The sequence below is a fragment of the Herpetosiphon giganteus genome (assembly GCF_016907925.1).
Taxonomy (GTDB): Bacteria; Chloroflexota; Chloroflexia; order Chloroflexales; family Herpetosiphonaceae; genus Herpetosiphon; species Herpetosiphon giganteus.
In genome coordinates, this window is sequence record NZ_JAFBCZ010000010.1 from 44,847 (window position 1) to 69,917 (window position 25,071).

Genomic DNA, 25,071 nt, shown 5'->3' on the forward strand with positions numbered 1-25,071 from the left:
GCTCCTTCAACACTAAACCATGCGCCAACCGCCATCGACTGGCAGCACTTGGCCGGTAATATAGCCCGCCTCGGGATTGGCCAGCATAAAAATCGCTGGCGTAATTTCGGCAGGCGCTCCCAACCGTTTGAGCGGCACAATATTGGTGGCCCATGGGATATAACTTGGGTCAAAACTCGACATATGGGGCCGCGAAATCAGGCCCGGGGCAACACTATTGACCGTAATGCCCCACGGCGCTACCTCGCGGGCCAGCGATTTCGAAAAGCCAATAATTCCGCCAAGCGCGGCAGCATAATTGGCTTGGGTCAGGCCGCCAGCCAAAGGCTGATAGCCAGTAATCGTAATAATCCGCCCATAGCGGGCTTTTTGCATTGGCCGCAACACGGCGCGGGTAATGCGGGTTACGCCACGCAGCATCGTCTCCAGCACATCGTTCCATTGCTCTAGCGTCATCTCAGCAACTGGCGCGTTGTTGACTGCTGAATGGGCGGTGATCAGCATATCGAGCCGCTCCCAGCGCCGCACAGCCACCTCAACGAGGCTGTTCATGGCTTCAGCATCGCGCACATCGGCCTTGATTGCAATCAGGCGTTGTTCGTCGGCAATCGTGGCACACATTTCTTCGGCCAGCTCATCGCGTTGGCGATAGCAAAAAACCACCCGTGCGCCGCGTTGAATGAGGCCTGAGACAACTTCGCGCCCAATCGCGCCAGTGCCACCTGTGACAATCGCCACTTGATCATTGATACTCATTCTGCACCCCTATGGCATGACCCAGCCGCCATCAATCGTCAGCACATGGCCAATAATATACGATGCAGCAGGCGAGGCCAGAAAGGCCACCGCTGGCGCAACTTCTTCGACTTTGCCAAAGCGTTTGAGCGGAATCACATCAAGCGCCCAGGTTCGCAACCATTGCGGAATATGGTCGATAAAGTCGGTGTCGATATAGCCAGGCGCGACCACGTTGACCACAATTCCATCGGCGGTTACTTCGCGGGCCACGGCCTTGGAAAAGCCAACCAAGCCCATCTTGGCCGCAGCATAGTTGGTTTGGCCAACATTGCCCGCCAAGCCCGCCAAAGAGGCAATGCTAACGATTCGGCCATAGCTGTTGGCCCGCATCGCTGGCAATACCGCTTGAGTGCATAAAAATGCCGAGGTCAGATCAGCTTTGATCACATCGTCCCATTCCTCGTCTTTCAAACGCTGAAACAGGTTGTCGCGGGTAATACCCGCATTGTTGATCAAAATATGAATCATGCCCCATTCAGTTAATGTTTGGGTCACCATGGTTTCAACTGCCTGCTGATCGGTCACATCTGCTTGAATCGCCATGGCCGTGCCACCAGCAGCCTGAATTTCGCCAACCACTGCTTCAGCTTTAGCGGCACTTGATTGATAATTGACAACGACTTTAACGCCCCAACTGGCTAGCTCCAAAGCAATCGCTCGGCCAATTCCGCGCGATGCTCCGGTCACAATCGCAACATGGTCTTTCATTCCCCGCATAGCAAATGCCTCACCCATGTACATTACTGGGCGTTATTGTACTCGCCAATCTTCGCTATGTCATCAAAGCTGGCAAGATTCAGGCGTTGCAAGCTGGGATCGATGCGCTTGACCAAGCCAGTCAGCACGTTGCCAGCGCCAATTTCAAGCACAGTTTGCACACCCAAGGCCGCCATTTGTTCAATCGTGGCAATCCAGCGCACAGGAGCCGTAATTTGAGCCACCAACTCAGCCCGAATCTCGGCGGCGCTACTGATTGCTTGGGCGGTGCTATTGGCAATCACTGGCACGTGGGCGGCATTAATCGTCGCTGCGGCAATTGCAGGAGCCAAGCCAGCAGCGGTTGCTTCCATCAAGGGCGAGTGAAACGCGGCGCTCACATTCAAGGGCATAATTTTTTTGGCCCCAGCAGCTTTGGCTTGTTCGCTGGCTGCCGCAACCGCCGCACTGCTGCCACTAATCACCAATTGGCCATGGGCATTTTGGTTGGCCACAACGCATGCGCCAAGCTCGCTCACATTGGCACAGACAGCTTCGAGCGGCGCAAGATCCAGCCCAATCACGGCGGCCATCGCACCTTCGCTGGCTTGGGCCATTAATTCGCCACGTTGGCGCACCAAACGCAGCGCGGTGGCAAAATCAAGGGCTTTGGCTGCAACCAAGGCGCTATATTCGCCCAACGAATGGCCCGCAACCACGCTTGGCTTCAGCTCAATGCCTGCCTCTGCAAGCGCCGCCAACAAGGCCACGCTCACGGTCAACAAGGCTGGTTGGGTGTTTTCAGTGGCAGTTAAATCAGCTTCTGGCCCATCAAAGCACAACGCCGCTAAATCAAAACCCAGCACTGTGTTGGCTTCGGCAAAAATTGCCTGAGCCGCCGCCGATTGTTCGTAGACTTCACGGCCCATGCCCACTTTCTGCGAGCCTTGGCCAGGAAAAAGCAATCCGATTGTCATTGGGTATCTTTCTATTATTAAGAGGGGTCAGGGGCTAGGGATTGGGGGTCAGGTTTTAGCCACGAATTACACGAATTGCACGAATTATTTCTTTGCATCGTAAAGCTATGGCTTCATACCCAAGATCCAAATTCCAAATCCCCAACCTCTATGCTCTATGCTCTATGTTCTATGTGTAATGGTTCATTGCATTAACAACCAATTGTAACGTTCCCTCACCCCCAGCCCCTCTCCCACGGCGGCGGGCGAGGGGAGCACTCCGATCGCGGTTCCCCCTCGCCTCGCATGCGGGAGAGGGGGCTAGGGGGTGAGGGAACAAGAACGGTTGCCAATCTCATAAACCATTACATCTATGTTCTATGTTCTATGCTCTATTTCCCTCCCCACACCAACACACCCGAAGCCCAGGTTAGGCCGCCGCCAAATGCGGTCAGCAAAATCGTATCGCCTGGCTGCATGCGCCCAGCATCGGCGGCTTCGGCCAAGGCTACGGGTAAGGTAGCAGCTGAGGTATTGCCATATTCTTGAATATTGACAAACACCTGCTCCATTGACACGTTGAGCCGCTTAGCAACCGCCTCGATAATGCGCAGATTCGCTTGATGCGGAACCACTAATTGCACATCGGCAGGCGTTTTGCCAACTTGCTGCAACACATGAACTGAGCTTTCGACCATGGCGCGCACAGCATACTTGAACACTTCAGCGCCATTCATCTGAATATATTGTTCAGACTGATCAAGCCGCTCGTGAGTTGCAGGGTAGAGCGTGGCTCCAGCCTTGATCCACAGCAATTCGGCAGTATCGGGAATTGCGCCCAATTTGTAGGCTTGCAGCCCGCGCTCTTGCTCAGTGGCTTCGAGAATAACCGCGCCAGCAGCATCGCCGAAAATCACGCAGGTATTGCGATCGTGCCAATTTAAGAATGGCGAGATCGTTTCTGCACCGCAGAGTAATACTTTACGCACACCGCCACCGCGAATCATGGCGGTGACTGCGCTGAGCGCATATAAAAAGCCACAGCAAGCGGCGTTCATATCCATCACGCCAGCGTTGATTGCGCCTAATTTGGTTTGAACCAAAGCGGCGGTTGAGGGCAAAAGCAAATCGGGCGAGGTGGTAGCAACCACAATCAAATCAAGCTCTTCTGGCTGCACACCAGCCTTATCGAGCGCAATCCGCGCGGCGCGGGTGGCCATATCCGAGGTTGCTTGGCCTTCGGCCACAATATGGCGGCGCTGAATGCCGGTGCGCGATTGAATCCATTCGGCGTTGGTATCGACAATCTGTTCAAGCTCTTCGTTCGTAAGCACCCGTTCGGGAGCGTAGCGCCCCCAGCCAGTAATTGCTGCATTCATTGCAAAACACTCCCGTGGTGAAGCCGTTTCATGCTGCACTGCACAATAAACCGCCTAAAATGCGAAAGGGACGAGAACCATGTTCTCGACCCTTTCGCTGCTTTGCTGCCAAACATGGCTTATGCTTCAGCATTGTCCTTCTTGAGGTATTGGCGACCCTTGTAGGTACCGCAATTCAAGCAAACGCGATGTGGACGGCGATAGCCGCCACAGTTTGGACAAGCCGACAATGAAGGTGCGGTCAAAGCAAGGTGTTGGCGGCGGTGCCCGCGTTGTTCGCGGGTAATTTTACGTCGTGGCAATGCGCCCATGAGAAACTAGGCTCCTTTCAGCAATTGTTTGAGCGCGGCTAAACGCTCATCGATCACTTGATCGTCCAAATCGTCGGCTGCTGGGTTATCGTTGCGGTTTTGGCCATCCAACGACAATCCACGACAATCTGGGCGACAAATCGGCGCGATTGGTAAGTTGATGAGCGTGTATTCACGGGCAGCATCGCCAAGGTCAAGCAAATGGTTGCCGTTAATTTTGAACACATCAGGCTCTTCTGGTTCTGGCAACGGTGCGCCCGTCGTTGCATGAACCGTCGCAAAATATTCTTCAGCGAAATCGAACTCAACAGGTTGGCTGAAATCGCTTAAGCATCGCACACATTCTAAGGTGACGTTGCCGCTCATCGCGGCATCAACTAAGACCCCATTTTTGGTGCGGGTCATTTTAACATCGCCTTCGGTAATCCTCAGGCGACTACCATCACCCAAATCTAGTTGTTCGTTTTCATATGTATACTGGCGGGTCGCCCCAACGTATTCTTGCAACAGTTGGGATACATTGAATTGGAGTTCGGATGACATACAGTGACCTCCTGCTGGAATTCAACCCGCAAGCGACGTGACATTATAGGCGCGAGAACGCGCTCTGTCAAACTACGCCCAGTTCATCGAGGCCATTTTGAATAATTGTCAGCGATTTGCCGATATGCTCTTCAAGGTTGAGCAACACTTGACGCGCATATTCATCGGCATCAGAGCGCACTTTGGCAGCTTCTGATTCTGCTTCGGCAATCATTCTGGTGCGTTCGCGCTGGGCAATTTCAAGCATGCCCTGTTCCGAAAGCGTGATCGCAATTTTCTTTTTGGTTGCCTCGATCAGTTGGTCGCGTTCGCGCACAATCTGGCGTGCTTGGCGTAATTCATTGGGAACCGCAACCCGCATCCGGTCGATAATGTCGAAGACTTGCTTTTCGTCGATCATTAATCGGCTGGTTAGGGGCACACGGCCACCACTCGCTAAAACCTCTTCCAACTCGTTAATCAGGCGCTCAAACTCGGCCTCAGCATATTCTGGGGGGCGCTGGTATTGCCCGACTGGCTCCACGCTGGTTGCTTCCTGATGTTCACTGGGCTGTTCTCCCCATTGGGCTTGTTCGCTCATGTGCGTGACTCCTCATGCTTTTGATAGGCTTGCTTGAGCGCAAGGGCAATATGGGCGGGCACAAACGAGCTAACGTCGCCGCCATAGGCCGCAATTTCGCGCACCGCGCTTGAGCTAAGCAACGTAAACCGTTGGTCAGCCATCAAACAGACCGTATCTAGCGTAGGAGCCAAGTGATGATTGATATGCGCCATTTGAAATTCGTGCTCGAAATCGGTTGAGGCTCGTAAGCCACGCACCAACACCGTCGCATTAATCCCAAGTGCATACTCCACAACTAAACTCGAAAAAGCATCCACCCGCACATTTGGCAGGTGCGCTACCGATTCGCGAATCATGGCAATCCGTTGCTCGGTGGTAAATAGCAACTTTTTGTACGGACGATGAGCTACCGCTAAGACCAACTCATCAAACAAGCGTGATGCGCGCTCGGCAACATCAAGATGTCCGTTGGTAATCGGGTCGAAGCTTGCAGGGTAGACAGCAATAGTCACAGGTGATTACTCCGATTGCGGCGGTAACGCTGGGCTCAATTCATACATTGAGAAACAGGAATCGCCGATACGCCGATGCTTGAGTAAACTCAGTGGCCCAAGTTGGGGCGGCATCACCAGCTTTGGCCAATGGCCTAAAACTAATACGCCATTTGGATCTAAAATGCCGCGTTCAGCAACCCGCACCACAAGGTCGGGAATGCCTTCCATAGCATATGGCGGATCGAGCAGGATTATAGCATATTTTGTTTTTTCGTCGATGATTTGCAGAAATTTATCGACCGAAATGTTCCAAACTTTGGCTCGCTCAGCCAGTTTGGTCGTTTTTAGGTTGTCTTTGGTCACCGCCGCAACATGGCTGCGTGCCTCGACAAAATCGGCCCATTCAGCCCCGCGCGATAAGCACTCAATGCCCAATGATCCGGTGCCAGCAAATAAATCTAAGGCGCGGCCTTCAAAGGCATCAAAGCCCTCTAAAATAGCAAATAACGATTCTTTGACCCGATCAAGCATCGGGCGCGTGCCAATATCTGGCGGGCCTTTTAATTGTCGCCCCTTGGCACTGCCAGTAATCACCCGCATTGGCGTAACCCCGTAATATAAGGATGAAGGATGAAGGATGAAGGATGAAAATTCACAGCGAATTATGAGTAAGCCAATTTTTAGGCTAGATTAATGGCAATAAACCCAATAACCTATAAATTTCCACTTATCCTCATTCATAATTCATCCCTCATCCTTCATCCTTCTAAAAGACTTCTGCCCCGAATTCGGCTAGCTCGTCGGCAATCGATTCAATATCGTGGATGGTGCGCATTTTTTTGATCAGCCCCGTATATTTTTGGCGATTGGCATCGTGGGCCATCACCGCCCGCTCAACATATTGGGTCAAATACAGTTTCAAGGCCGCTAATTGGCCTTCATCCAAGCGCTCGCCGTTCATATAAGCATCGACGGCAGCCTCTAAAACGCCAGTTTGTTCTTCCATCCAAAAGCGTGGTGGCACTGCCACTTTAAATGGATAGGGATATTCGCGGTTGGGCACAAATACTAAATTGCCAATTTGCTCGGCATCTTCAGGCCATTGCTCTGTCATTTTCGCAGAATCCTTCAGTAGATTTAGTTCTGAATATCGTTCAAGCTCGCCAAGGGCACAATTGGGTCGATTTGCTGGACGCTATTACTTTCAGCAGCATCAATTGCTCGCATAATTAAGCGCCAATCGGCCAATGCGCTTGCCAACGTGGCCACAATTGGCTCATCATCAACAATCGCCGCGTAAAAATTACGAAACTCGCTTTCGTAACCACGCAAATCACGAGCTTGGTAGTGTTCTATTGTACCATCAGCCCGATATAATGTCGTCTGATCGCCACGAATCGTAATACTACCGCTCGTGCCATGCACAACTGTCCAATCAAACGAGGGATTTTCGGTTTTCACTGCACCCGAAAAACACAACGAGCCAAGCACGCCCGAGGCAAAGCGCAAGTTCAAAACCATGGTGTCAGGGCCGCGCAGCACCGGATGCACATCTTTAATGAAGGCATGAGCGCTTTCGATTGGCCCGCCAATTTCGCGCAACAAGGCTGCTTGATGCACGCCAGCATCGGCCAACACCGCGCCGCGATATTGATGATCGTGCCGCCAAGGCGTTGCGCCAAAGCCTTGCGTTGGATCACTCCAAAAGGTTGCGCGCAGATCAATCAACACCACATCGCCAATCGCCCCTGCATCCATCCAAGCTCGCGCTTGTTTCAGATCATCGCGATAGTGGAAATTCTCGGCAATGAGAATTTTGACCGGAGCATGCTTGCACGCTGCAACCAACGCTTCAGCTTGGGGCAAATTCGCGGCCAATGGTTTTTCGCAAATCACATGTTTGCCAGCAGCCACTGCCGCCTGAATTGCCTCGGCGTTGCGCTGAATTGGCAACGAAATTAACACTGCATCGATCGAAGAATCAGCAAAGAAATCCACCCACGAATCAGTGATCGTTGGGTGGACATCCAGCAGGCCTGCCAACGCCTCAGCATTTGCCCGATTATGGTCGCAAATGCTAACAATTTGAAAGGAATTCGGTAATGCTTTGAGCGCTGGCAGATGCAAATGCTTGACCGCTAAACCGGCTCCAAGCACTCCTAACCTGATTGTTTTCATTAATGGCGAGCCTCGCGCTGGAAGCGGCGACGTTGCATGAGAGTTGGGCGGCGGCGAATTTTGAAGGGTGATGGTGGAGTTAATGGATCATCAGCAGCCAAGCGAGCGCGGCGCTTTGGGCGTTCAAAGCGATAATAATCAAAGCCAACTAAGCCAACCCCAATCACGGCGGCAACCGCGATAATGACCGAACCAACTAGGCCTTCAGCGTTGCGGGTGTACACCAAGCCGCTCACAAAGGCGGTTGCGAGGGTTAGCCAACCCAACGCACCTTGCCAGCGCTTGCGAAAAACAAACAACACAAGAACAGCAAACACCGCTAAAAAGCCGAAAACGAACCAATCAACACGAGTCATAGCGTGCTCCTCTAAGTCAAAGCATGGCTGTTAATACTGTAGCACACAATGGGCCATGCCTTCCGAACCAATCCGATCGATTATGGTTAATCATGGGCCATAATCGCATGTTTGACAAGCAGGCTTTAGATCTATTATTCTATACCTTGTATAACAAAGTATCCTTTATCACAAGGTAGCCTATGTTTGAACGTGAACTTCTTAAAGGTAGCCTCGGTTTGATGCTGATGGCACTCATTGAGCAAGGCCCAATGTATGGCTACCTGATCGCCAAGGAAATCCGCTCCCTCACCGACGACGTAATTGATCTGAAAGAGGGTTCGTTGTATCCTGCGCTTCATCGATTGGAAAAAGAAGGGATGATTGAAGGCTTCTGGCAACGCCGTGAAGACGGTGTTGACCGCCGCTACTATCGGATAACGGCAGCTGGTCAAGCTGTCTTAGACGAACGTCGCGCCCAATGGAGTCGATTTAGTGCCGCAGTTTCAAAGGTGGTCTCCGATGCACCGTCCCAATGATAGCTATTTTGCTGAACTTGAACATGAATTAGCAGCGCTCAGTGTGGCTGAACGTGAAGCCATTCTGCGCGAACTTCGTTCGCACTACGACGATGCCGCTGCCGATCCCACTGCTGATGATCAGACATTACGCTTAGGGTTGCCGTTTCAGGCCGATCAGATTGGGCGCAAGCTCAAGCGTATTCATCGCTCGGCGAAACGTGAGGCCATTAAACATCGCACCATGATGATCGTCGCAACCGTAATTGCCAGCATTGCAATTGTGCTCTCGTTTATCTTTCCATGGATCGATGGCAATCTTTTGGCCTTCATCCTTGGCGGTACAGCCGTGGTCTGCTCAATTCTCTCAGTTGTCGGAATTTGGCTGCCAAAACAAACGGTCGGCCAATGGCTCTTTTGGAGTGGCAGCACTGGCCTGACATTAATCGGCCTACCATCGGTAATTAGTTTCAGTAGTTTCTATCTCATATTCGGCCCTTTGTTGTTGTGGACAGGAACCCGACTACAACGGACGTATTAAGCCGCTAATGTGGCTGCCCCGTTCGAGCGGGGTTTCTTTAGTGTGCCTAAAACAAGGAGTAGCACTGTGTTACACGAACAACAAACCCCCATCACCCCCTTAGTTATCAATGGCCCATGGACGCGCGAAGCCCGCGAACGCGCCATTGCTGAAGAAGTAAAATTAGCCTATATCGAATATTTTCGCAAAGCTGTCAAAACCCGCAATTGGTTGCCATGGGACGATTTGCCCTTGCATGAGATGGAGCAATATGGCCATCTGCTCAGCGAAGATACCGTAACCTTGGTCGAAAGTTTCCTCGGCGTTGAAGATTACGTTGGCGATTATGTCGAGGATACGATCAACATTGTGCATGGCAAACGAGAACGGCGCAATATTCAATTGCAATGGGGCGCTGAAGAATCGAAGCATGCAGAAGCCTGGGAATTGGTGCTGTTGCACTCGGGCCGCCGCACCAAAGAGCAATTAGAAAGCTATCGCGATCAAGTCGCCGAGCATCGCTGGACGATGTATGAAAATCACCCTGGCTTTGATACGCCCTTGGGCGTTGCCGCCTATGCCATGGTCCAAGAACGGGCCACCTATTTCAATTATGAAGAATTGCGCAAACGGATTCGCAGCGAATATGGCTTGCCCGAGCATAGCACCGAAGAAGAACGCAAACGCGGCAAGCAAATTGGCGCAGCCGCAGCCTTCAAAATCGTTGGCGTTGATGAAATTGCCCACCACGGCATGTTTTTGCGCGTGATCGATATTTACAAGCGCTATTTGCCCTATGAAACGCTCGATATGGTGTTTCGGGTGCTGAATGGCTTCAACATGCCAGCATTACACATTTTGCCCAATGCAGAGGAATTGAAAGCCTCGTTGGAACGCACCAAACTCTATACGCCACTCAAGCATGGCCGTTTTGTCGCCAACCCAGTGCTCGATGCCATGGGCTTCAACAACAAACGTGCGCTCGAACGGGCCGTGCAACACGCCAAGCTTTTGCCAACCGGCCTTGGCCCTGAACACGTCGCCATTGGCCGCGATGGCGAGTTTGTGATTTCGATGCAGCCAGATGCAGAAGTCGAAGCCGCCTAGGATTTTGCCTAAAGCCAAAAGCGCAGGAAGCATTGAATCCCTGCGCTTTGGTGTTTAACCCAGCATTCACCGAACAACAAATGGTTAAGAAGAACGTTAAGAATTCGAGATTGATGATTGTTGGGTGTTGGTATAAGCCGCCAAATCTTGTTCTTCGATCATCGGCATAAAGCGCGTCATCTCGACCATCTTGAAGATTTTTTGATGATGCGGGCTGACGTGTAAACAAAAGACTTTATAGCCATTCTTGCGCGCAGCCACCACAAACTTCAGCAGCACCGAAATGCCAGCCGAGTTGATAAAGGCCACATCGGCAAAATCTAAAACCGTAATTGGTTTCATTTGAGTACAAGCATGCTCGATCGCTGCCGCCGAAACGGCATCGACGCTGTTGGTCAAAATATGCAACAGCACGACATCATCCCACTCTTCTCGGCGAATTACCGATTGTACGTCGCTCATAATAGATCTCCTAGGTTGGTCAACGCGGCCAACTCTGCCTTGATCATAGTTGAGCAAGCGATTTTTGGCAACCAAGCTGCATGAAATTTTGATGACAGATCTTAAGAACAGAGAGCATTGATAAGGATGAAGGATGAAGGATGAGGGATGAGAGATGAAGCCTAAAACCGATTGCCCTTCGCGTTCTTCGCGATCTTTGCGGTTCCATTCTTCGTGCGCTTCGTGTCCTTCGTGGATCAACGCTAGCCCCGACCCCTGATCCCCAGCCCCCGACCCCCACTCGCTACTTTGCTTTGAAAATTCGCAGCCGCAAACTGGTGCCAGTGCCAGAGCTTTGCACCTCGTATTGATCGACCAACTCGCTGATCAGATATGAGCCAAAGCCGCGCAACATGCCTGATTCAAGATTATCTTCCTCGACCACGCGGCGCTCGGTGTTGAAGTGCTCGATGCCTTTGCCGTGATCGATAATTTCAACTTCTAGTTGATCGGCGTGCAGCGAAAAGATGACTTCGACCGAGCCAACCATGCCGCCACCGCCATGCTCAATCGCGTTGGTTACGGCTTCGCTCACCGCCAGCTTGAGATCTTCGACGCGCTCACGCGGAAAGCCCATGGTGCTGCCAAGCTCGGCGGCGCTGGCCCGCACAACCCGCTCAAAAACCAGGTCAGATGGAATGTTGAGGTGAATCCGATTCATCGTGAACCTCCACGGGCCATTGCGCGGCCCTTTTGGGGTAATTGTTCTTGTTGATTGATCAGATGTTCATAGCGGCGAAGGTAGGCTTTGCCCAAGGAGCTGTTGCCAACTTGCAGGTAACATGCCCCCAGATAATAGAGTGCTTGGGTATGGCGTGGGTTACGCCGCAGCACTTTTTCAAATAACGGGATGGCTTGAGCTGGTTCGAGCATTTCTTTATAACACGTGCCCAGCATAAAGGTGGTTTCAATATCATCGGGCCAGTGCATTAGCACATGGCTAAATTCACGTGATGCCAAATCGTAGCGTCGCCGCCGCGTGTACATATAGCCCAAATCGTAGCGCAATGAATGGGCATGCGGTGCTAATTCAACCGCTTTGCGCCAAGCAGCCAAAGCCCAACTTTCGTGGCCCAACACGGTATACATAAAGCCCAACAAATAGTAGGCGTTGGGATCTTTGGGCAAGAGCTGCACCGCGCGTTCAAAAGCACGCATGGCGGCATGATGTTTTTCTAAATCATAGAGCAGCTTGCCCATTTGCAAGAAAATTTGGCCATCGTTGGGACGCAATTTGGCAGTGCTATACAAATGGTTGTAGGCCTCGCGATGCTTGCCCTGAAAACGCAAAATCGCGCTGATACGTAGCCGAGCATCAACATAATAGCGATCTTGCGGCGGAATCTGGCCATACTCTTGGAACGCCAATTCCCAGCGGCGCGCCCGCGCCAACAAATTACCAAGCAAATAGCGCGCCCGATGTTCGGTTGGCCGCCATTTGAGCAGGGCTTCGTAAATGCGCTTGGCATCTTCGTCATAGCCTTGGGCCTTGAGGTCGTCGCTCAAACGGTAGTACCAATTGGCAACCTCTTGCTCCGATTTGCTCACCAGCACTTCATCGGGGCCAACGCTGGGCGAGATAAAGGTTGGCTCAACCCGCAACGCCTCGGCAAAACAGCGCTGAGCCAATTCGTGAGCACCATGGGCTTGGTGCATCAAACCCATGTAATACAAGGGTTCGCCAGCGTAGGGCCGCAACTCGCGAGCCGAGGTAAAGTGAATATAGGCGCGGCCAGCGTCGTCGAGCATCTGATAGGCGCGACCAAGTGCAAAATGGGCCTCGTACAAGCCATTGTTATGCTCAAGCGCTTCCTTGAAAGCGCCAATTGCGCGATCAATTTGGCGCATCGCCCCAAAAGCCACGCCTAAGTTATAGTGCGCTTCGGCCAGTTGCGGATCGGTTTGTACCGATTCCAAATATTCGCGCTGGGCAGTTGGCCAATCATCTTGAAAAGCGCAGGCATTGCCAATATACAAATAAATAATCGCCCGCTCGCGATCGTAAATTTGCGATTTCTCATCGCCTTCGACATAGGCCGCGATCAAGGCAGTTTTGAAATGCTCGATCGCATCAGGATAATTGGCGGCCAAATAGGCTTTGATCCCGCGTCCAAACGCAGCACCCAAGCGCGTCCCAGCCATAAAACGCTCGCTCCCAGCAAAGGTATCGAGGTCCAGCGGCATTACATTGAGCGTGTCAACATTGGTAGTCATAACAGTTCCCTTAGGACGATCCTTTGGTGGATTGGAGCAAGCGATATTCTTCGATCACTGGGCGCAGTTGCGCTTGAAGCTCGCGGGCAATTCCACGGCCAAATTGGCTGGCCACCATTTCATTCAACGGACGCAACAACTCTAGGCATTGGTCGGGCGTGCGGCTTGCGCCAACAAGCGCTAAGCTTTGCCACCATTCATCAGCAGTCATTGGCCCAACTACATCGGCCACAATGCTATGCATTTCATCAAGCAAATTGGCCAAACGCCGCCGCACGAGCACCATTGTCACATCATCGTGTTTGAGCTGGCCTTGGGTCCAAGCGCGAACTTCGCTGAGCACGCGGGCCATCAAGGCCCGTGGCTTAAGGTGGCCAACTGTTTGTAAAAGGTTCTGAAAGCGTGGGTAGCCATATAAAACTTGATGCTCATTGGTCGCTTCAACAACCCCGTCAGTGTACAACATGACCGAATCGCCATAATTCAGTTGCAAGATGGATTCAGTATAGCAATCGATCTCCATCACGCCGAGCGGCACACCTGACGTTTCGATTTCAACAACTTGATTATTGATCACAATCAGATAATTGTGCCCAGCATTTGCCAATTGCATCATGCCAGTTTGCGGGTTGATTAATGCATAGAGCATCGTAACCATGCCCTGCGGCATTTCTTCGATCAAAATATTATTAACTGCGGCCAAAGTGTGGCCTGGCGATTGGCCACGCCGCACTTCGGCCCGAAAGACCGTGCGCGCCACCGCCATCCGCAAAGCAGCAGGCAAGCCCTTGCCGCTAACATCGCCAATCATAATTCCTTGCGAGTCGTTGACCGCCAGAAAATCATAGAGGTCGCCGCCAAGCTCGCGGGCTGGCAACGAAACTGCGCTCAGCTCCCAACCCGGCAGGCGCGGCACGGTTTCGAGCATCAAGCCTTGCTGCAAATCACGCGCCAATTGCAAATCTTGTTCCAGCTCAGCTTGACGTTGGTCGGGCACTGGCGCTGCGGGCACTGGCGCAGGCAAAGCAGGCTCAAGCGGAATCGCCACCCGACCATGAGCACGATGACTGAGCAGTGAACTATAGATTGCTGGCTGTACTTTTTGCATAAAATTAAAATGTTCCTTGGCTGGCTTCTAAGCTGCCAATCCAGCGTTCGCAGGCTGAACGCAACCAGCCGACCGCGATGCCGTCAATGACGGTGCTGCTTGAATGTTGGGCCAACTTGCGTAAGGCATGTTGATAATAGCGTAAGGCTGCGGTTTCCCGCCCTTGGTGGCGATAGCTTTCGGCCAAATGAAAGGCGATTGTCGGCGATTCGGGCACCAAATAGCTGGCACGCTCCAAATAATTAATCGCTTTATCCCACGCACCTTGGTTGAGCTCGATCATACCCAGCACCACATAGGCAGCATCTTGCAAGACATCAAGTTCTAAGGCGCGGCGGGCCTCGGCAGCAGCTTGCTCGTTTTGGCCAAGGTCGGCATGCAATTGAGCAGCCAAAGCCAAAATTGCTGGCTGACGCTGATTAGGCGCAATAGTTGCCAAAAGGCTTAATCCACGCCGTTGCTGGCCTTGTGCCCGCAAAGTACGGGCTTCTGCCAACAAACTTGCCACATCAGGCACTTTCGGCACATCAACAGTAACGATAGGCCGCGTAATTGGCCGTGGGCGCGCTGGAGTTGGCTCGACTGGCTTGTTGAGCGGCGTAGTAATGGGCCGTTCGACCGTCGGGCGTGGCTTAGGCTGACCATCGCCTTTGCGATAAATGAAAGCGCCAGCCACCTCGACCGTTTCAAAGCGATCAAAAATGCCCCACAGCGATTCAGAAAAGCCCAACAGCAAATAGCCACCAACCGCCATCGCCGCATAAATTCGTTCGATCAATTGGCGACATGTTTCAAGCTGAAAATAGATTGTGACGTTTTGGCAAAACACCACATCAAGCTGATAGGCCCAATGCGGCAGTGCATCAAGCAAATTGTGCTGCTCGAATTGTACCAAGGATCGCGCTGCTTCGCTGACGCGCAACGACCCATTGGGCTGTTGCTCAAACCATTGTTTGTAGTCGGCTTGAACATTGGCCAACGAACGCCCACGATATTCGCCAGCAATCGCGCGCTCCAGCGGCACATGGCTTAAATCGGTGGCCCAAATTGAAATCGGGCGGCTTGGCGGATTGCCCCATTGCTGCAAGGCAACCATGGCCATGCTATACGGCTCCTCGCCAGTTGAGCAGCCAGCGCTCCAGCAACGCAGCGGACGCAACGGCGAACGAACACGCTGAAGTTCAGGGAAAATATGCTCGCGCAAAGCCCGAAAATGAGCTGGATTGCGAAAAAATTGAGTTTCGTGATTGGCCAAGCGCTCAGCCAACCACTGTACCTCGCTCGCATTGGTCGGGTCTTGAATGCGCAACGTATAGGCCGCTGGGCTAATTTGCAATTGGCGATAGCGCTCCTGAACAAACATGCGACCTTGGCGCATGCGACTATCATCGAGATACAAGCCCGCTCGGCGAGCGAGATAATCGCGGATGATCGTCCATTGTTCAGTGCTTAACTCACTCATCGACGTTCAGCTTCACTGAGCAGCGCCACCAACCGCGGCGCAATCGAATCGGCAGCCAAAAATTCCATCGCCGCCCCAACTTCCTCGGCGGCTCGCGGCATGCCCCAAATCGCGCTGGTTGTGCGATCTTGGGCAATTGTGCGAGCGCCTGCCCGCCGCAAGGCCAACAACCCTTGTGCGCCGTCGCGGCCCATGCCAGTTAACAGCACGCCAATCGTTTGCTTGGGCAATACCTTGGCCGCTGATTGCATGGTTACGTCAACCGATGGATACAGCAAGTTATCTGGTTGCGATTCAAGATGAACCGTCCAGTTGCCATCGATGCGCAAATGATGGGTATCGGGAGCAACATAGACATGGCCGTTTTTCAAACTGCCGCGATGCTGCGCCAATTCCACCTTCAAGGGCGAATGATTGTCCAACCAGTCTACCATTGTACCAACAAATCCCTCGGCGATGTGCTGCACAATGATAATGCTTGCGGGGATGCTTGCAGGCAGGCTATGCAGGAGTTTGTATAACACACGCGGGCCGCCCGTCGAAGCGCCAACCACAATCAGCCAGCGTTGGCTTGGCGGGCTAATTGAAGCCATCAATAAAGGAATATTGGTCTCGGTAGTTGGCGATTTGCGCCGTCGCCCGCGCAAGTGGGTTACAACTTTGACCCGCGAAAGTACCTTAACTCGTTCCAATAGTCGCATCCGATTTGCTTCACCTTGGGCAAGAGTTAAATCGGTGGGTTTTTCCCACACTTCCAAGGCTCCGGCGTTGAGCATCTGAAAGGTTAAATTGCGATCATGGCGGGTCAGCGATGAGGTAATCACCAAAATTGGGGTTGGATGATAGGCCATAATTTCTTCGGTGGCCTGCAAACCATCCATCACTGGCATGCGCACATCCATCGTGATAATATCTGGTTGCAAGGCTGCCGCCAGTTGCACCGCCTCACGCCCATCACGGGCCTCGCCAACTACTTGAATCGCCGAATCACTGGCTAAAATAGTGCTGATGACTCGGCGCGAAACCGCCGAATCATCGACAACTAAGACGCGAATTGGTGCAAGCGGCCCTGTCATCATTACATACCCAACAACAGTTTGACCCGATTGGGCAAATCGAGCAAATCAAGGTCTTTGTTGAGATAATCATCGACTCCGGCCTCAAAGCCAGCTCGTTTATCATCCATTGAGGTCAACATGATAATTGGCAATTCTTCAAATAAGGGATTAGCGCGCAACTGACGGCAAACCTCGTAGCCATCAATTCCAGGCATTTGCACATCCAACACCACTAAATCAGGCGTGAGATCGCCGATTTTTTGCAGTGCTTCCTCGCCGCTATAGGCCAAATCGACGGCATAGCCATACATTTCGAGCCGCATTTTGACAATATCGGTAACCAGTTTGCTATCGTCAACAACTAAGATTCGTTCACTCATTGAAAAACTCCTCGCAGGGAAAGATTGGCAGTAATCAAGGCCAGGCTACTTTAGCGGCCAAGTAATTGATGAATCGTTTCGAGCAAGTTGCTTTGATCAAACTGGCTTTTGACGATATAGGCTTGTGCACCAGCCAATAAGCCTTCACGCCGATCGCTATCACGGGCTAGGCTTGTGATAATGATAATTGGCAGTTGGCGCAAACGTTCATGGCCACGCACCCGACGGGTCAACTCAAAGCCAGTCAGCAACGGCATTTCAACATCGCTTACCAGCAGATCGTAGGAATTGAGGTTGAGCTTGTCAAGCGCATCTTGGCCGTTAATCGCGGTTTCGACGATGTAGCCCGCCGATTGTAGCATCGAGCGTAGTAGTTCGCGGGTGGTAAACGAATCTTCGGCAACCAGCAATTTGGCTGGCTGACGTTTGCTGGGCGCTGGCAAGGCCACTGGTTTGCCCCATTCGCGCGCCCGCGCCGCAATCGCCAACGGATTGAGCACTAGCACCAAACGCCCATCGGGCAGGGCAATGGCCCCAGTGCATAAGCGCTGTTCGTTCAATAAGGCCCCCAGCGATTTGACCACAACTTCGCGTTCATCAACCAATTTATCGACGAGCAAGGCCAAAGGCCGATTGGCCGGCCCCAAAACCACCAGATTGGAAATATCCGATGGCTGCGGCAACGGTCCACGCTGCTCAAGCAATGGTGCCAGCGCCACAATGCTCACGCTCCGTTCATCAACCCGCACGCTCGGGCGACCTTCGACCATTTGAATTTGCGCGCCCGAAACCCGCCGCCCACCCAAACAGGCGGTCGATGGCAAGGCATAGGTGGTTCCAGCCACATCAAACAACAGCACCCGCGTGGTTAGCAAGGTAATTGGCAAAATCAGGGTGAAAGTCGTGCCTTGGCCCAGCACGGAATGCACATCAACCCGTCCGCCAACTTCACTCACAGCGGCGCGCACCACATCCATGCCCACGCCACGCCCAGAAACATCGGTGATGATTGCGCTGGTGGAAAAACCAGGCTGCCAGATTAACTCCAAAGCTTCTTCATCGCGCAACCGCGCAGCCGATTCAGTATCGATAATGCCGCGTTTAATGGCTGTTGCCCGAATCACCGCTGGATCAATGCCACGGCCATCGTCGCTGATGATAATTTCAATCGTGCCACCCAACGAGCGTGCTTGCAAGCGCAAGGTCGCTTCAGCAGGCTTGTTGGTTTTAATTCGATCATCGGGCGTTTCAACCCCATGATCAAGCGCGTTGCGCACCAAATGCAGCAACGGATCAGCCATCAACTCGATCACTTTGCGGTCGGCCTCGGTGGTTTCGCCTTCGGTGATTAAGTTAACTTCTTTGCCCAACGAACGGGCTAATTCGCGCACTGCTCGCGGAATCGGCGCAAACAAACCAGCGACTGGCTGCAAGCGGGTCGCCATCACCTCGGCCTCAAGTTCATCGACCAAGGCTTCACTGGCGGCACTATGGCTGCTCCAACGCTCGCTGAGCAAGCGCAATTGGTTGCGGGTCGATTGAGCTAAATTTTGCAATTGGCTGGCGAGTTCGCTAGCCTCACGCCGTTGCTGAAAGGTCACGCGCTGACCAGTTAAACGCTCGCTCAGTTGTTGGCTCAGACGTTCGCTTTTGCTCAGCAATTTATCTAAGGCTTCAAGATCGGCCACATGCTCAAGATGCAACTGACGGGTAACGACCAACTCACCAGCCGTATTCAATAAACGATCCAAGCGTGAAATTGGCACGCGCACTGTCGAACGCGTGGTATTGATCAGCTTTGGAGCTTCGCCCGTAGGTCTAGCTTTTTTCGGGGCTGGGGGCGCGACAACTGGGGCTGGCTCAGGCTTGGGTTGCTCAAGCACAACTGGCACTGGCTTGGGTTCTGGCTCAGCCACAGGCTCAACAATCGGCGCTGGCTTTTTGGCTGGTGGCGAAGTTGGCAGGCTTTCGCCAGCTGCTAATGCATTCAGTTGCTCGACCAACATATCGACATTGGGATCAGTCGGCGGCGGCTCATTGACGTTGGCATTCAAAGCCAACAGAACATCAACACTAGCCAGCAGCACATCGTTAATGCTCGCATTCATGGCCAGCATGCCACTGCGCAAAGCCGAAAGCAAGCTTTCCATCGAATGCGCCAAACGCCCCATATCGATTTGGCCAAGCATGCGGGCCGAGCCTTTGATCGTATGCGCCGCCCGAAAGATCGTATCAATCGCTTCGCGATCGCCTGGGTTTGACTCCAAGGCCAATAAGCCTGTGGTCAAGGCCCGCACATTCTCTTCAGTTTCTTCGCGAAACTGGCCAAAAAATGCTGATAAATCAAAACCGCCCATGCGATAGCTCCTCGCTTAGCGTGTATTGGCCTCGATGTTGACCAACGAATGCAAACGGTTTGCAATCGCGGTGAGTTTGGATGCTGCATCGGCAGTTTGGCGCGAACCAGCAGCGGTTTGACGTGAGACTTCGGCAATTTCACGCATGGTTTCGACAACTTGCTCCGATGCAGTTTGTTGCTGAGCAGTCGCTAGGCTAATTTCTTGGGCCAATTGGGCGGTATGTTCGCCCAACACCACAATCGAATCCATCTCTTGGCCTGCCCGATGCGCCAAGTTGACCCCTTGGACCACTTCTTTGACGCTTTCTTCGGTTGCCAACACTGAGGCATTGGTCGCAGCCTGAATTTCGGCAATCACATCTTTGACTTCGCGTGAAGCGGCCAAGGTACGGTTGGCCAAGCTTTTAACTTCGGCGGCAACTACCGCAAAGCGCCGACCATGCTCGCCAGCCCCAGCAGCTTCAATCGCCGCATTCAAAGCCAGCAGGTGGGTTTCATCGGAAACATCATCAATCAAGGCGATAATTTCGCTAATGTGATGCGAACGTTCGCCCAAGCTCAAGACCCGCGATGAAACCTCTTGCACTCGTTGCTTAATCCGTTCCATGCCTTGAATCGCTTCATCAACCGATTGCTGGCCCATTGCCAACGAGGTTAAGGTTTGTTGGGCGGCAATGCTCACTTGATCAGAGGCGCTAGCAATTTGGCGCGCGGTAAAGCCCAATTCTTCAATTGTTGATGAAACTTCGGCGACTGCCGAAGCTTGTTCAGTTGCGCCCGAAGCTTGTTGCTGCGAGGCTGCCGACAATTCGGTAGCAGCAAACGAAAGATCGGTGCCAAGCTCGATCTGCTGAATATTTTTCTCGATCAACTGCTCGTTGGCTCGCATCAAATCGGCAGTCCATTGCTCGCTTTTGAGCGAATATTCGGCCAAAGCTTTGCTGAAAATCGTGGTCAGCACAATCGTTGTCGCCAAACCCACAAAAAACAGCACCGCGCCAACGCCATACACGCCTGCATCACCAGCGGTCAACGTGCCTTCGGCAACCCTGAAGGAGCCAAGGTTATCTTTGAGCAGCAGCAACATGCCATAGGCAAAGGTGATCGAAATGCCATAGGCCACAATTTCGCGCCAGGTTGCTACCAAGCCAACGATAAACAGCATGACCAGCAACAACGAAATGATCAGGCTTTGATCGATCCCGCCATAGCGCACGGCACATGCCAAAGCCGCCAGCGAAATCGTGCCAATCAGCACATAGGTGGCAATTTGTTCTTGGCCTTGGCGAATCATTCGCAGGCTAAAAAAGGCGATCAGCAAAATCGCGCCCATCGAAACAAACAGCACTCCGAGGGCATTCCACAATTGCGGATTATTGCGCTCGTAGATCCACGCTACCAAGGTGACTAACAAAGGCACGACCAAAGCAGCCAAGGCAACAATCCGCATAATCACGCGGCGGCGATCAGCTAAATTCGTAAAATCGAGTGAGAAAAGCGAACCTAAATTCGCCATGAGCAGACTCCTTGGCACTGGTCTAGCGCGTTGCGTGTACCAGCACAAACAGTTCGAGATCAAGCATGAGGCATGGGCGTTCATCGAGCATAATAATGCCCAAAATGCTGGGGTCGAGCAAGCTATCGGAAACTAAACTTGGCAATGGTTGCACGGTCAGTGCGGCCCGAATCGGGTCGCCCAATTGATCAACGACTATGGCCAAGCTTGCTTGTCCAGCCACAAATAAGGCTAAGCGATTGGCTTGTTCGCCAATTGGCTGTTGCAGCCACTGATTTAAATCGATCACGTCGATTGGGTTGCCGTGTTGAATCACGCGGCGAATTGGCTGCCCGCTATTAGCAACATAATCCACGCCTACCAAGGCGGTTTGGCGAATTAAGAGCGTTTGATCGCCAACACTCAGCGGATACAAATCGCTGACAACTGCTGGACTAACCATTGTTGATCGACCCAAGCAGCGCCGCCAGATCAAGCCATGTTGCAAACCCAAACGGCGTTGGCAGCAAGCCTTTGCTGGCAACCGTGCCGCGATGCGGCGTTGGCTCGGCCAAACTTAAATCAAGCAGCAACATATCAAGCACCTGATCAACCGCAATTGCACAGTCAATCTGTTCGTGAACCAACAAAAAGCGGCTGCGGCGGGTTGGCGTAATTGGCTTCATGCCCAAGATTACCCGCATATCAACCGCTGTTAGCAACACGCCACGCTGATTGATAATGCCCATAATCGCCGCCGCCGTGCCGGGAATTCTGGTTGGCGTGCGCCAACGCTCGATGCCACGGGCTTGCTCGACTGGCAAGGCAAAGCGTTCTTGATCGAGGATAAAAACCACAAATTGCGCCAATTGATCCGCAACTTGGCTCACAGCAGGCTCTCCCCATGATTCAATGCTGGCATCCTTGGCCACATGCCAAGCAACCAACGATCAAATCATCACAAATGGCGCGTTCTAAAGCAGCAAATCGTAGCTTAGCATAGTCGCAAGGTAGCCCAACTGTCAAGCGTACTAAACCAGCTAATTCAAGGATGAATTATGAAGGATGAGGGATGAAGAGCCACAGAACAAAGAACAAAGAACATAGAACATATGGATCAGGCTCTAGGCTATTGGCTATCGGAAGATTATTCGTGTCATTCGTGGAATTCGTGGCTAAGAACGTGTGGCTATTGGCTATGGGAACATAATCTGTGGTCATCTGTGTCAATCTGTGGCGAAAATGGTCTTCGCGATCTTCGCGGCCTTCGTGGTTTCAAGCTTCGTGCTCTTTGTACTCTTCGTGGATCAGCATTTAACGCATGGCTTTTGCCTTCTGACTTCGCCATCACATCCCCCATCCCTCATAATTCATACTTTTATTACAACGTTTGTAATTGCGAGATCAAGTGCTGGCCTGTGATTGGCTTGGCAAGGCTTAGGCAGCCAGTTGTTTGCGGTTGGGGCAAATCGGTCAGCAGAATATAATTTTGATGATCGCCCCAGTTCAGCGTGTTGCTCTGTTCGTTCGAAATCGCTTCGTCAAGAATCACAAAGCGTGGTTGATATTGCTGATTCAATTGTTCAGCCAGCAGCGAACTATCAGCTTCGTAGACTGTGTACCCTGCTCGACGAAGGTGATAGCGCATGAGTGTTCGGGTAATTTGATCAGGATCGACGAGCAAAACAGTCATTCGCATACAAAGCATCCTTATAGTGATGGATCAATTGGACAACCATCACCATCACTATAAGCACACAAGTTTACGAGTCAGATTACAAGCCCCGCCGCGGTTGGACATCAAAGACGTAGCCCACTCCACGCACGGTTTTGAGGTAGATTGGCTTGGATGGGTTGTCCTCAAGTTTGGTGCGCAACGAGCGAATTCGCACCCATAACGATGATTGATCGCCTTCTTCGCCCAAACCCCAGGCCTTGCGCAACAAGGTTGTGGTGGCCACGGCCACAGTTGGGGTTTGCAGCAGTAAATACAATACCCGCAGCTCAATTGGCTCCAAAGGAATTGCTTCGCCCTTGCGCATCAGAATATGTTGACCGAAATTGACCGATAAATCTTCGTCTATCACAATCAACTCGCCTGGGTGTAAACCACCTTCATACGATTTAGTCAGCAGCTTGTTAACCCGCGCCCGCAGTTCTGGGTAGCGATAGGGCTTGGTCATATAATCGTCGGCGTGTTGCTCCAGCCCACGCACAGTCGTGGCTTCATCGGAAATCGAAGTTAGCATGATGATTGGAATTTCAACATAGCGGCGCAAACGATCAGACAATTCAAATCCGGTCATGCCAGGCATCATCAAATCGAGAATCGCCAAATCGGGCCATGAACTTTCGACCATCGCCAGCGCCGATTGACCTGATTCGGCGGCCATCACTTCAAAGCCATCGTTGAGCAAATTGCTCACTAAAGTCCGCCGAATAATCGTATCATCATCAACCACCAGAATCCGCCATCGTGCTGGCATTGAGTCCTACTCCTTCCAAGGTAGTTGCAGGGTAACGGTCGTCCCCTTGCCTACTTGGCTATCAACGTCAATTGTGCCGCCATGAGCACCAACTGCTAAATTACAGAAGGTCAAGCCCAGCCCTGTGCCGCGCGACTGTGCAGCAGTCCGGCCTTGGTAAAATTTATCGAAAATATGCGGAATATCTTCGGCGGCAATGCCCTGCCCAGTATCGCTAACCAGCAGCGTAATCATTTTGTCCGCTTGATCAATCGTGCCAATCACGCGAATTGTACCGCCTGGCTTGGTCCATTTGATACCATTACTGACCAAATTGGCCAAAACGCGCACCATTTTATGCTCATCAAGCACCACCAATGGCGCAGCAGGCAGATTTAGCTCGAATGTTAGCTGTTGCTCAACCGTAATTGGCAGCACTTGCTCGCTCAGCAATTCGCCAATTCGCTCAAGGCTGGTGGTTTCTTGGCTCAGCACCAAGCGCCCAGCTTCAGCTTTGTAGACATCAAGCAAATCGTCGATTAGGCGTTGTTGGGCTGCGCCTGCCCGAAATCCAAGCTCGACAAACAATTTGCCATCGTCATCAAGTTGGGTCGTCATCAAGGCATCGAAGCAACCAACCATGCCCGCCAATGGCGCACGCAAGTCGTGAGTCAACATCTGAATAAACCCATCGCGGCTATCTTCGGCCTCACGCAGGCGTGTGTAAACTGCCGCGTTGGTCAGGGCAACGCTCAATTGATCAGTCAGGGCTTTGATCAAGGTTTCTAGCTCGGTCTTGAAGAAATTGCGCTGTGGATGGACCAAAATAAACACGCCGATAATTGTATTTTGGGCATAATTATGCAATGGCAAGGCCAGCGCTGAGCCAATTTCCTCGCGATCATCATAAAAATGTTTCCAGCGTGGATCGTTTTGGGCATCTTCGACAATTTGCACTTCGCCAGTGCGCAATGCATACGAGGCTAAGCCCTCGCGCAACACCGCTTCGATGGCTTGCTCGGCCTCTGCTGGCGGCAAATGTGGCCGAAACAGAATGCGCCGCCAAACCCGATTTTGGTCGTCTAGCAGCAAAACGCTGCCGCGGCTGGCTCCCAGCAGTTCGTTAATTGCATTCAAGGCTTCGGGCAACACCTGATCAATATCCAATGATCGGTGCAAGGTTTGCGAAACCCGATACAGAAAGCGCAGCCGTTCTTGTTCGCGGTGCAAGGCGCGGCGGGTATGCTTCAAGCGCAACAGCACGCGCATGCGCGCCAGCAATTCATCGCGATTCACCGGCTTAGTCACATAATCGTCAGCACCAAGATCCAAGCCCGTAACTGTGTCGGCGGTGGTTTGCTTGGCCGAAACAAAAATAATCGGGATAAACGGCAGATGGTTGCGCTCGCGAATTGCTTGCAGGGTTTGATAGCCATCCATCTCAGGCATCATTACGTCAAGCAAAATCAAATCGGGCACTTGCTGTTCGAGCATTTCCAAGGCTTCGAAGCCGCTGCGAGCACAGGCGGTTGCATAGCCAGCGCGTTCCAACATACGCTGTAACACCATCACATTGGTGGTTTGATCATCCACAATCAAAATTAGCTCGGGTGTTGCTTGCATTCCTGTGCT

At 52.3% G+C, this 25,071-nt stretch carries 29 protein-coding genes; 3 read left to right on the forward strand and 26 right to left on the reverse strand.

Translation table 11 applies throughout. The annotated features are described in order from the left end of the window. Positions 1-12 precede the first annotated feature (12 nt). The 12 genes from JOD20_RS10950 to JOD20_RS11005 all read right to left on the reverse strand — a co-directional run bounded on the left by JOD20_RS10950 (position 13) and on the right by JOD20_RS11005 (position 8,273). Positions 13-756, reverse strand: a complete 744-nt coding sequence (locus tag JOD20_RS10950) for an SDR family oxidoreductase (RefSeq protein WP_054537022.1) — start codon at positions 754-756, stop codon at positions 13-15. Between the two features lie 9 nt (positions 757-765). Next, entirely contained in the window at positions 766-1,515 is a 750-nt protein-coding gene (locus JOD20_RS10955) for a 3-oxoacyl-ACP reductase family protein (protein WP_110514725.1), read from the reverse strand. 23 nt (positions 1,516-1,538) lie between these two features. Continuing rightward, a complete protein-coding gene (gene fabD / locus JOD20_RS10960; RefSeq protein ID WP_204755308.1) occupies positions 1,539-2,471 on the reverse strand; it encodes an ACP S-malonyltransferase in 933 nt (310 codons plus the stop codon). Positions 2,472-2,842: 371 nt separating this feature from the next. Continuing rightward, complete coding sequence (locus JOD20_RS10965) at positions 2,843-3,829, reverse strand: beta-ketoacyl-ACP synthase III (RefSeq protein ID WP_204755309.1); 987 nt, start codon at positions 3,827-3,829, stop codon at positions 2,843-2,845. Between the two features lie 119 nt (positions 3,830-3,948). Then, positions 3,949-4,140 (reverse strand): 50S ribosomal protein L32, encoded by a 192-nt coding sequence (gene rpmF / locus JOD20_RS10970; RefSeq protein WP_012188299.1) that lies wholly within the window; start codon positions 4,138-4,140, stop codon positions 3,949-3,951. 6 nt (positions 4,141-4,146) lie between these two features. Further along, a complete protein-coding gene (locus JOD20_RS10975; RefSeq protein WP_204755310.1) occupies positions 4,147-4,683 on the reverse strand; it encodes a YceD family protein in 537 nt (178 codons plus the stop codon). A 67-nt stretch (positions 4,684-4,750) separates the two neighbouring features. After that, positions 4,751-5,263 (reverse strand): hypothetical protein, encoded by a 513-nt coding sequence (locus JOD20_RS10980; RefSeq protein ID WP_204755311.1) that lies wholly within the window; start codon positions 5,261-5,263, stop codon positions 4,751-4,753. Continuing rightward, positions 5,260-5,757, reverse strand: a complete 498-nt coding sequence (gene coaD, locus JOD20_RS10985; protein ID WP_204755312.1) for a pantetheine-phosphate adenylyltransferase — start codon at positions 5,755-5,757, stop codon at positions 5,260-5,262. The genes JOD20_RS10980 and coaD overlap by 4 nt, the downstream gene beginning before the upstream one ends. 6 nt (positions 5,758-5,763) lie before the next feature. Next, positions 5,764-6,339 carry a 16S rRNA (guanine(966)-N(2))-methyltransferase RsmD gene (rsmD, locus tag JOD20_RS10990; protein WP_054537028.1) on the reverse strand — a complete coding sequence of 192 codons (576 nt, stop codon included), beginning with the start codon at positions 6,337-6,339 and terminating at the stop codon, positions 5,764-5,766. Between the two features lie 166 nt (positions 6,340-6,505). Next, positions 6,506-6,853: a hypothetical protein gene (locus JOD20_RS10995; protein ID WP_054537029.1), complete on the reverse strand. Its 348-nt coding sequence runs from the start codon at positions 6,851-6,853 to the stop codon at positions 6,506-6,508. 23 nt (positions 6,854-6,876) lie between these two features. Then, entirely contained in the window at positions 6,877-7,917 is a 1,041-nt protein-coding gene (locus tag JOD20_RS11000) for a Gfo/Idh/MocA family protein (protein WP_204755313.1), read from the reverse strand. Next, positions 7,917-8,273, reverse strand: a complete 357-nt coding sequence (locus tag JOD20_RS11005) for a hypothetical protein (protein ID WP_204755314.1) — start codon at positions 8,271-8,273, stop codon at positions 7,917-7,919. Before JOD20_RS11005 ends, JOD20_RS11000 begins: the two co-directional genes overlap by 1 nt. Positions 8,274-8,455: 182 nt before the next feature. Here JOD20_RS11005 and JOD20_RS11010 point away from each other — a divergent pair, with 182 nt between their 5' ends. From JOD20_RS11010 to JOD20_RS11020, 3 genes are all read left to right on the forward strand, one after another. After that, a complete protein-coding gene (locus JOD20_RS11010) occupies positions 8,456-8,791 on the forward strand; it encodes a PadR family transcriptional regulator (protein ID WP_110514653.1) in 336 nt (111 codons plus the stop codon). Next, positions 8,775-9,311 (forward strand): HAAS signaling domain-containing protein, encoded by a 537-nt coding sequence (locus tag JOD20_RS11015; RefSeq protein ID WP_204755315.1) that lies wholly within the window; start codon positions 8,775-8,777, stop codon positions 9,309-9,311. Before JOD20_RS11010 ends, JOD20_RS11015 begins: the two co-directional genes overlap by 17 nt. A 66-nt stretch (positions 9,312-9,377) precedes the next feature. Continuing rightward, complete coding sequence (locus JOD20_RS11020) at positions 9,378-10,397, forward strand: ferritin family protein (RefSeq protein WP_204755316.1); 1,020 nt, start codon at positions 9,378-9,380, stop codon at positions 10,395-10,397. Between the two features lie 96 nt (positions 10,398-10,493). Here JOD20_RS11020 and JOD20_RS11025 read toward each other — a convergent pair whose 3' ends face one another. From JOD20_RS11025 to JOD20_RS11090, 14 genes are all read right to left on the reverse strand, one after another. Further along, a complete protein-coding gene (locus tag JOD20_RS11025; protein WP_204755317.1) occupies positions 10,494-10,859 on the reverse strand; it encodes an STAS domain-containing protein in 366 nt (121 codons plus the stop codon). Positions 10,860-11,142: 283 nt separating this feature from the next. Next, on the reverse strand, positions 11,143-11,559 hold the full coding sequence (locus tag JOD20_RS11030; RefSeq protein WP_204755318.1) for an ATP-binding protein: 417 nt from the start codon (positions 11,557-11,559) through the stop codon (positions 11,143-11,145). Further along, entirely contained in the window at positions 11,556-13,112 is a 1,557-nt protein-coding gene (locus JOD20_RS11035) for a tetratricopeptide repeat protein (RefSeq protein ID WP_110520274.1), read from the reverse strand. The genes JOD20_RS11030 and JOD20_RS11035 overlap by 4 nt, the downstream gene beginning before the upstream one ends. A 10-nt stretch (positions 13,113-13,122) precedes the next feature. Next, positions 13,123-14,220 carry a PP2C family protein-serine/threonine phosphatase gene (locus JOD20_RS11040; protein ID WP_204755319.1) on the reverse strand — a complete coding sequence of 366 codons (1,098 nt, stop codon included), beginning with the start codon at positions 14,218-14,220 and terminating at the stop codon, positions 13,123-13,125. 4 nt (positions 14,221-14,224) lie between these two features. Next, complete coding sequence (locus JOD20_RS11045; RefSeq protein WP_204755320.1) at positions 14,225-15,682, reverse strand: CheR family methyltransferase; 1,458 nt, start codon at positions 15,680-15,682, stop codon at positions 14,225-14,227. Then, complete coding sequence (gene cheB, locus JOD20_RS11050; protein WP_204755321.1) at positions 15,679-16,761, reverse strand: chemotaxis-specific protein-glutamate methyltransferase CheB; 1,083 nt, start codon at positions 16,759-16,761, stop codon at positions 15,679-15,681. Before cheB ends, JOD20_RS11045 begins: the two co-directional genes overlap by 4 nt. Beyond that, positions 16,761-17,120: a response regulator transcription factor gene (locus JOD20_RS11055; RefSeq protein ID WP_012188282.1), complete on the reverse strand. Its 360-nt coding sequence runs from the start codon at positions 17,118-17,120 to the stop codon at positions 16,761-16,763. The genes cheB and JOD20_RS11055 overlap by 1 nt, the downstream gene beginning before the upstream one ends. 50 nt (positions 17,121-17,170) lie before the next feature. Then, the gene (locus JOD20_RS11060) at positions 17,171-19,477 is read right to left on the reverse strand and encodes a hybrid sensor histidine kinase/response regulator (protein WP_204755322.1); all 2,307 of its coding nucleotides are present in this window, start codon (positions 19,475-19,477) and stop codon (positions 17,171-17,173) included. Positions 19,478-19,492: 15 nt separating this feature from the next. Continuing rightward, entirely contained in the window at positions 19,493-20,995 is a 1,503-nt protein-coding gene (locus JOD20_RS11065) for a methyl-accepting chemotaxis protein (RefSeq protein ID WP_204755323.1), read from the reverse strand. Positions 20,996-21,017: 22 nt separating this feature from the next. Next, on the reverse strand, positions 21,018-21,437 hold the full coding sequence (locus JOD20_RS11070; RefSeq protein ID WP_204755324.1) for a chemotaxis protein CheW: 420 nt from the start codon (positions 21,435-21,437) through the stop codon (positions 21,018-21,020). Next, a complete protein-coding gene (locus JOD20_RS11075) occupies positions 21,430-21,864 on the reverse strand; it encodes a chemotaxis protein CheW (protein ID WP_204755325.1) in 435 nt (144 codons plus the stop codon). The genes JOD20_RS11070 and JOD20_RS11075 overlap by 8 nt, the downstream gene beginning before the upstream one ends. 491 nt (positions 21,865-22,355) lie before the next feature. Beyond that, a complete protein-coding gene (locus tag JOD20_RS11080; RefSeq protein WP_204755326.1) occupies positions 22,356-22,673 on the reverse strand; it encodes a PleD family two-component system response regulator in 318 nt (105 codons plus the stop codon). 76 nt (positions 22,674-22,749) lie between these two features. Further along, positions 22,750-23,460: a response regulator transcription factor gene (locus tag JOD20_RS11085; RefSeq protein ID WP_054537046.1), complete on the reverse strand. Its 711-nt coding sequence runs from the start codon at positions 23,458-23,460 to the stop codon at positions 22,750-22,752. Between the two features lie 6 nt (positions 23,461-23,466). Then, positions 23,467-25,062 (reverse strand): hybrid sensor histidine kinase/response regulator, encoded by a 1,596-nt coding sequence (locus JOD20_RS11090; protein WP_204755327.1) that lies wholly within the window; start codon positions 25,060-25,062, stop codon positions 23,467-23,469. Positions 25,063-25,071 lie beyond the last annotated feature (9 nt).

What these genes read in the sequence shown, in the direction of transcription:
- JOD20_RS10950 (WP_054537022.1), bottom strand. Translation starts at nt 756, where the DNA reads ATGAGTATCAATGATCAAGTGGCGATTGTCACAGGTGGCACTGGCGCG.
- JOD20_RS10955 (WP_110514725.1), bottom strand. Translation starts at nt 1,515, where the DNA reads ATGCGGGGAATGAAAGACCATGTTGCGATTGTGACCGGAGCATCGCGC.
- fabD (WP_204755308.1), bottom strand. Translation starts at nt 2,471, where the DNA reads ATGACAATCGGATTGCTTTTTCCTGGCCAAGGCTCGCAGAAAGTGGGC.
- JOD20_RS10965 (WP_204755309.1), bottom strand. Translation starts at nt 3,829, where the DNA reads ATGAATGCAGCAATTACTGGCTGGGGGCGCTACGCTCCCGAACGGGTG.
- rpmF (WP_012188299.1), bottom strand. Translation starts at nt 4,140, where the DNA reads ATGGGCGCATTGCCACGACGTAAAATTACCCGCGAACAACGCGGGCAC.
- JOD20_RS10975 (WP_204755310.1), bottom strand. Translation starts at nt 4,683, where the DNA reads ATGTCATCCGAACTCCAATTCAATGTATCCCAACTGTTGCAAGAATAC.
- JOD20_RS10980 (WP_204755311.1), bottom strand. Translation starts at nt 5,263, where the DNA reads ATGAGCGAACAAGCCCAATGGGGAGAACAGCCCAGTGAACATCAGGAA.
- rsmD (WP_054537028.1), bottom strand. Translation starts at nt 6,339, where the DNA reads ATGCGGGTGATTACTGGCAGTGCCAAGGGGCGACAATTAAAAGGCCCG.
- JOD20_RS10995 (WP_054537029.1), bottom strand. Translation starts at nt 6,853, where the DNA reads ATGACAGAGCAATGGCCTGAAGATGCCGAGCAAATTGGCAATTTAGTA.
- JOD20_RS11000 (WP_204755313.1), bottom strand. Translation starts at nt 7,917, where the DNA reads ATGAAAACAATCAGGTTAGGAGTGCTTGGAGCCGGTTTAGCGGTCAAG.
- JOD20_RS11005 (WP_204755314.1), bottom strand. Translation starts at nt 8,273, where the DNA reads ATGACTCGTGTTGATTGGTTCGTTTTCGGCTTTTTAGCGGTGTTTGCT.
- JOD20_RS11010 (WP_110514653.1), top strand. Translation starts at nt 8,456, where the DNA reads ATGTTTGAACGTGAACTTCTTAAAGGTAGCCTCGGTTTGATGCTGATG.
- JOD20_RS11015 (WP_204755315.1), top strand. Translation starts at nt 8,775, where the DNA reads ATGCACCGTCCCAATGATAGCTATTTTGCTGAACTTGAACATGAATTA.
- JOD20_RS11025 (WP_204755317.1), bottom strand. Translation starts at nt 10,859, where the DNA reads ATGAGCGACGTACAATCGGTAATTCGCCGAGAAGAGTGGGATGATGTC.
- JOD20_RS11030 (WP_204755318.1), bottom strand. Translation starts at nt 11,559, where the DNA reads ATGAATCGGATTCACCTCAACATTCCATCTGACCTGGTTTTTGAGCGG.
- JOD20_RS11035 (WP_110520274.1), bottom strand. Translation starts at nt 13,112, where the DNA reads ATGACTACCAATGTTGACACGCTCAATGTAATGCCGCTGGACCTCGAT.
- JOD20_RS11040 (WP_204755319.1), bottom strand. Translation starts at nt 14,220, where the DNA reads ATGCAAAAAGTACAGCCAGCAATCTATAGTTCACTGCTCAGTCATCGT.
- JOD20_RS11045 (WP_204755320.1), bottom strand. Translation starts at nt 15,682, where the DNA reads ATGAGTGAGTTAAGCACTGAACAATGGACGATCATCCGCGATTATCTC.
- cheB (WP_204755321.1), bottom strand. Translation starts at nt 16,761, where the DNA reads ATGATGACAGGGCCGCTTGCACCAATTCGCGTCTTAGTTGTCGATGAT.
- JOD20_RS11055 (WP_012188282.1), bottom strand. Translation starts at nt 17,120, where the DNA reads ATGAGTGAACGAATCTTAGTTGTTGACGATAGCAAACTGGTTACCGAT.
- JOD20_RS11060 (WP_204755322.1), bottom strand. Translation starts at nt 19,477, where the DNA reads ATGGGCGGTTTTGATTTATCAGCATTTTTTGGCCAGTTTCGCGAAGAA.
- JOD20_RS11065 (WP_204755323.1), bottom strand. Translation starts at nt 20,995, where the DNA reads ATGGCGAATTTAGGTTCGCTTTTCTCACTCGATTTTACGAATTTAGCT.
- JOD20_RS11070 (WP_204755324.1), bottom strand. Translation starts at nt 21,437, where the DNA reads ATGGTTAGTCCAGCAGTTGTCAGCGATTTGTATCCGCTGAGTGTTGGC.
- JOD20_RS11080 (WP_204755326.1), bottom strand. Translation starts at nt 22,673, where the DNA reads ATGCGAATGACTGTTTTGCTCGTCGATCCTGATCAAATTACCCGAACA.
- JOD20_RS11085 (WP_054537046.1), bottom strand. Translation starts at nt 23,460, where the DNA reads ATGCCAGCACGATGGCGGATTCTGGTGGTTGATGATGATACGATTATT.
- JOD20_RS11090 (WP_204755327.1), bottom strand. Translation starts at nt 25,062, where the DNA reads ATGCAAGCAACACCCGAGCTAATTTTGATTGTGGATGATCAAACCACC.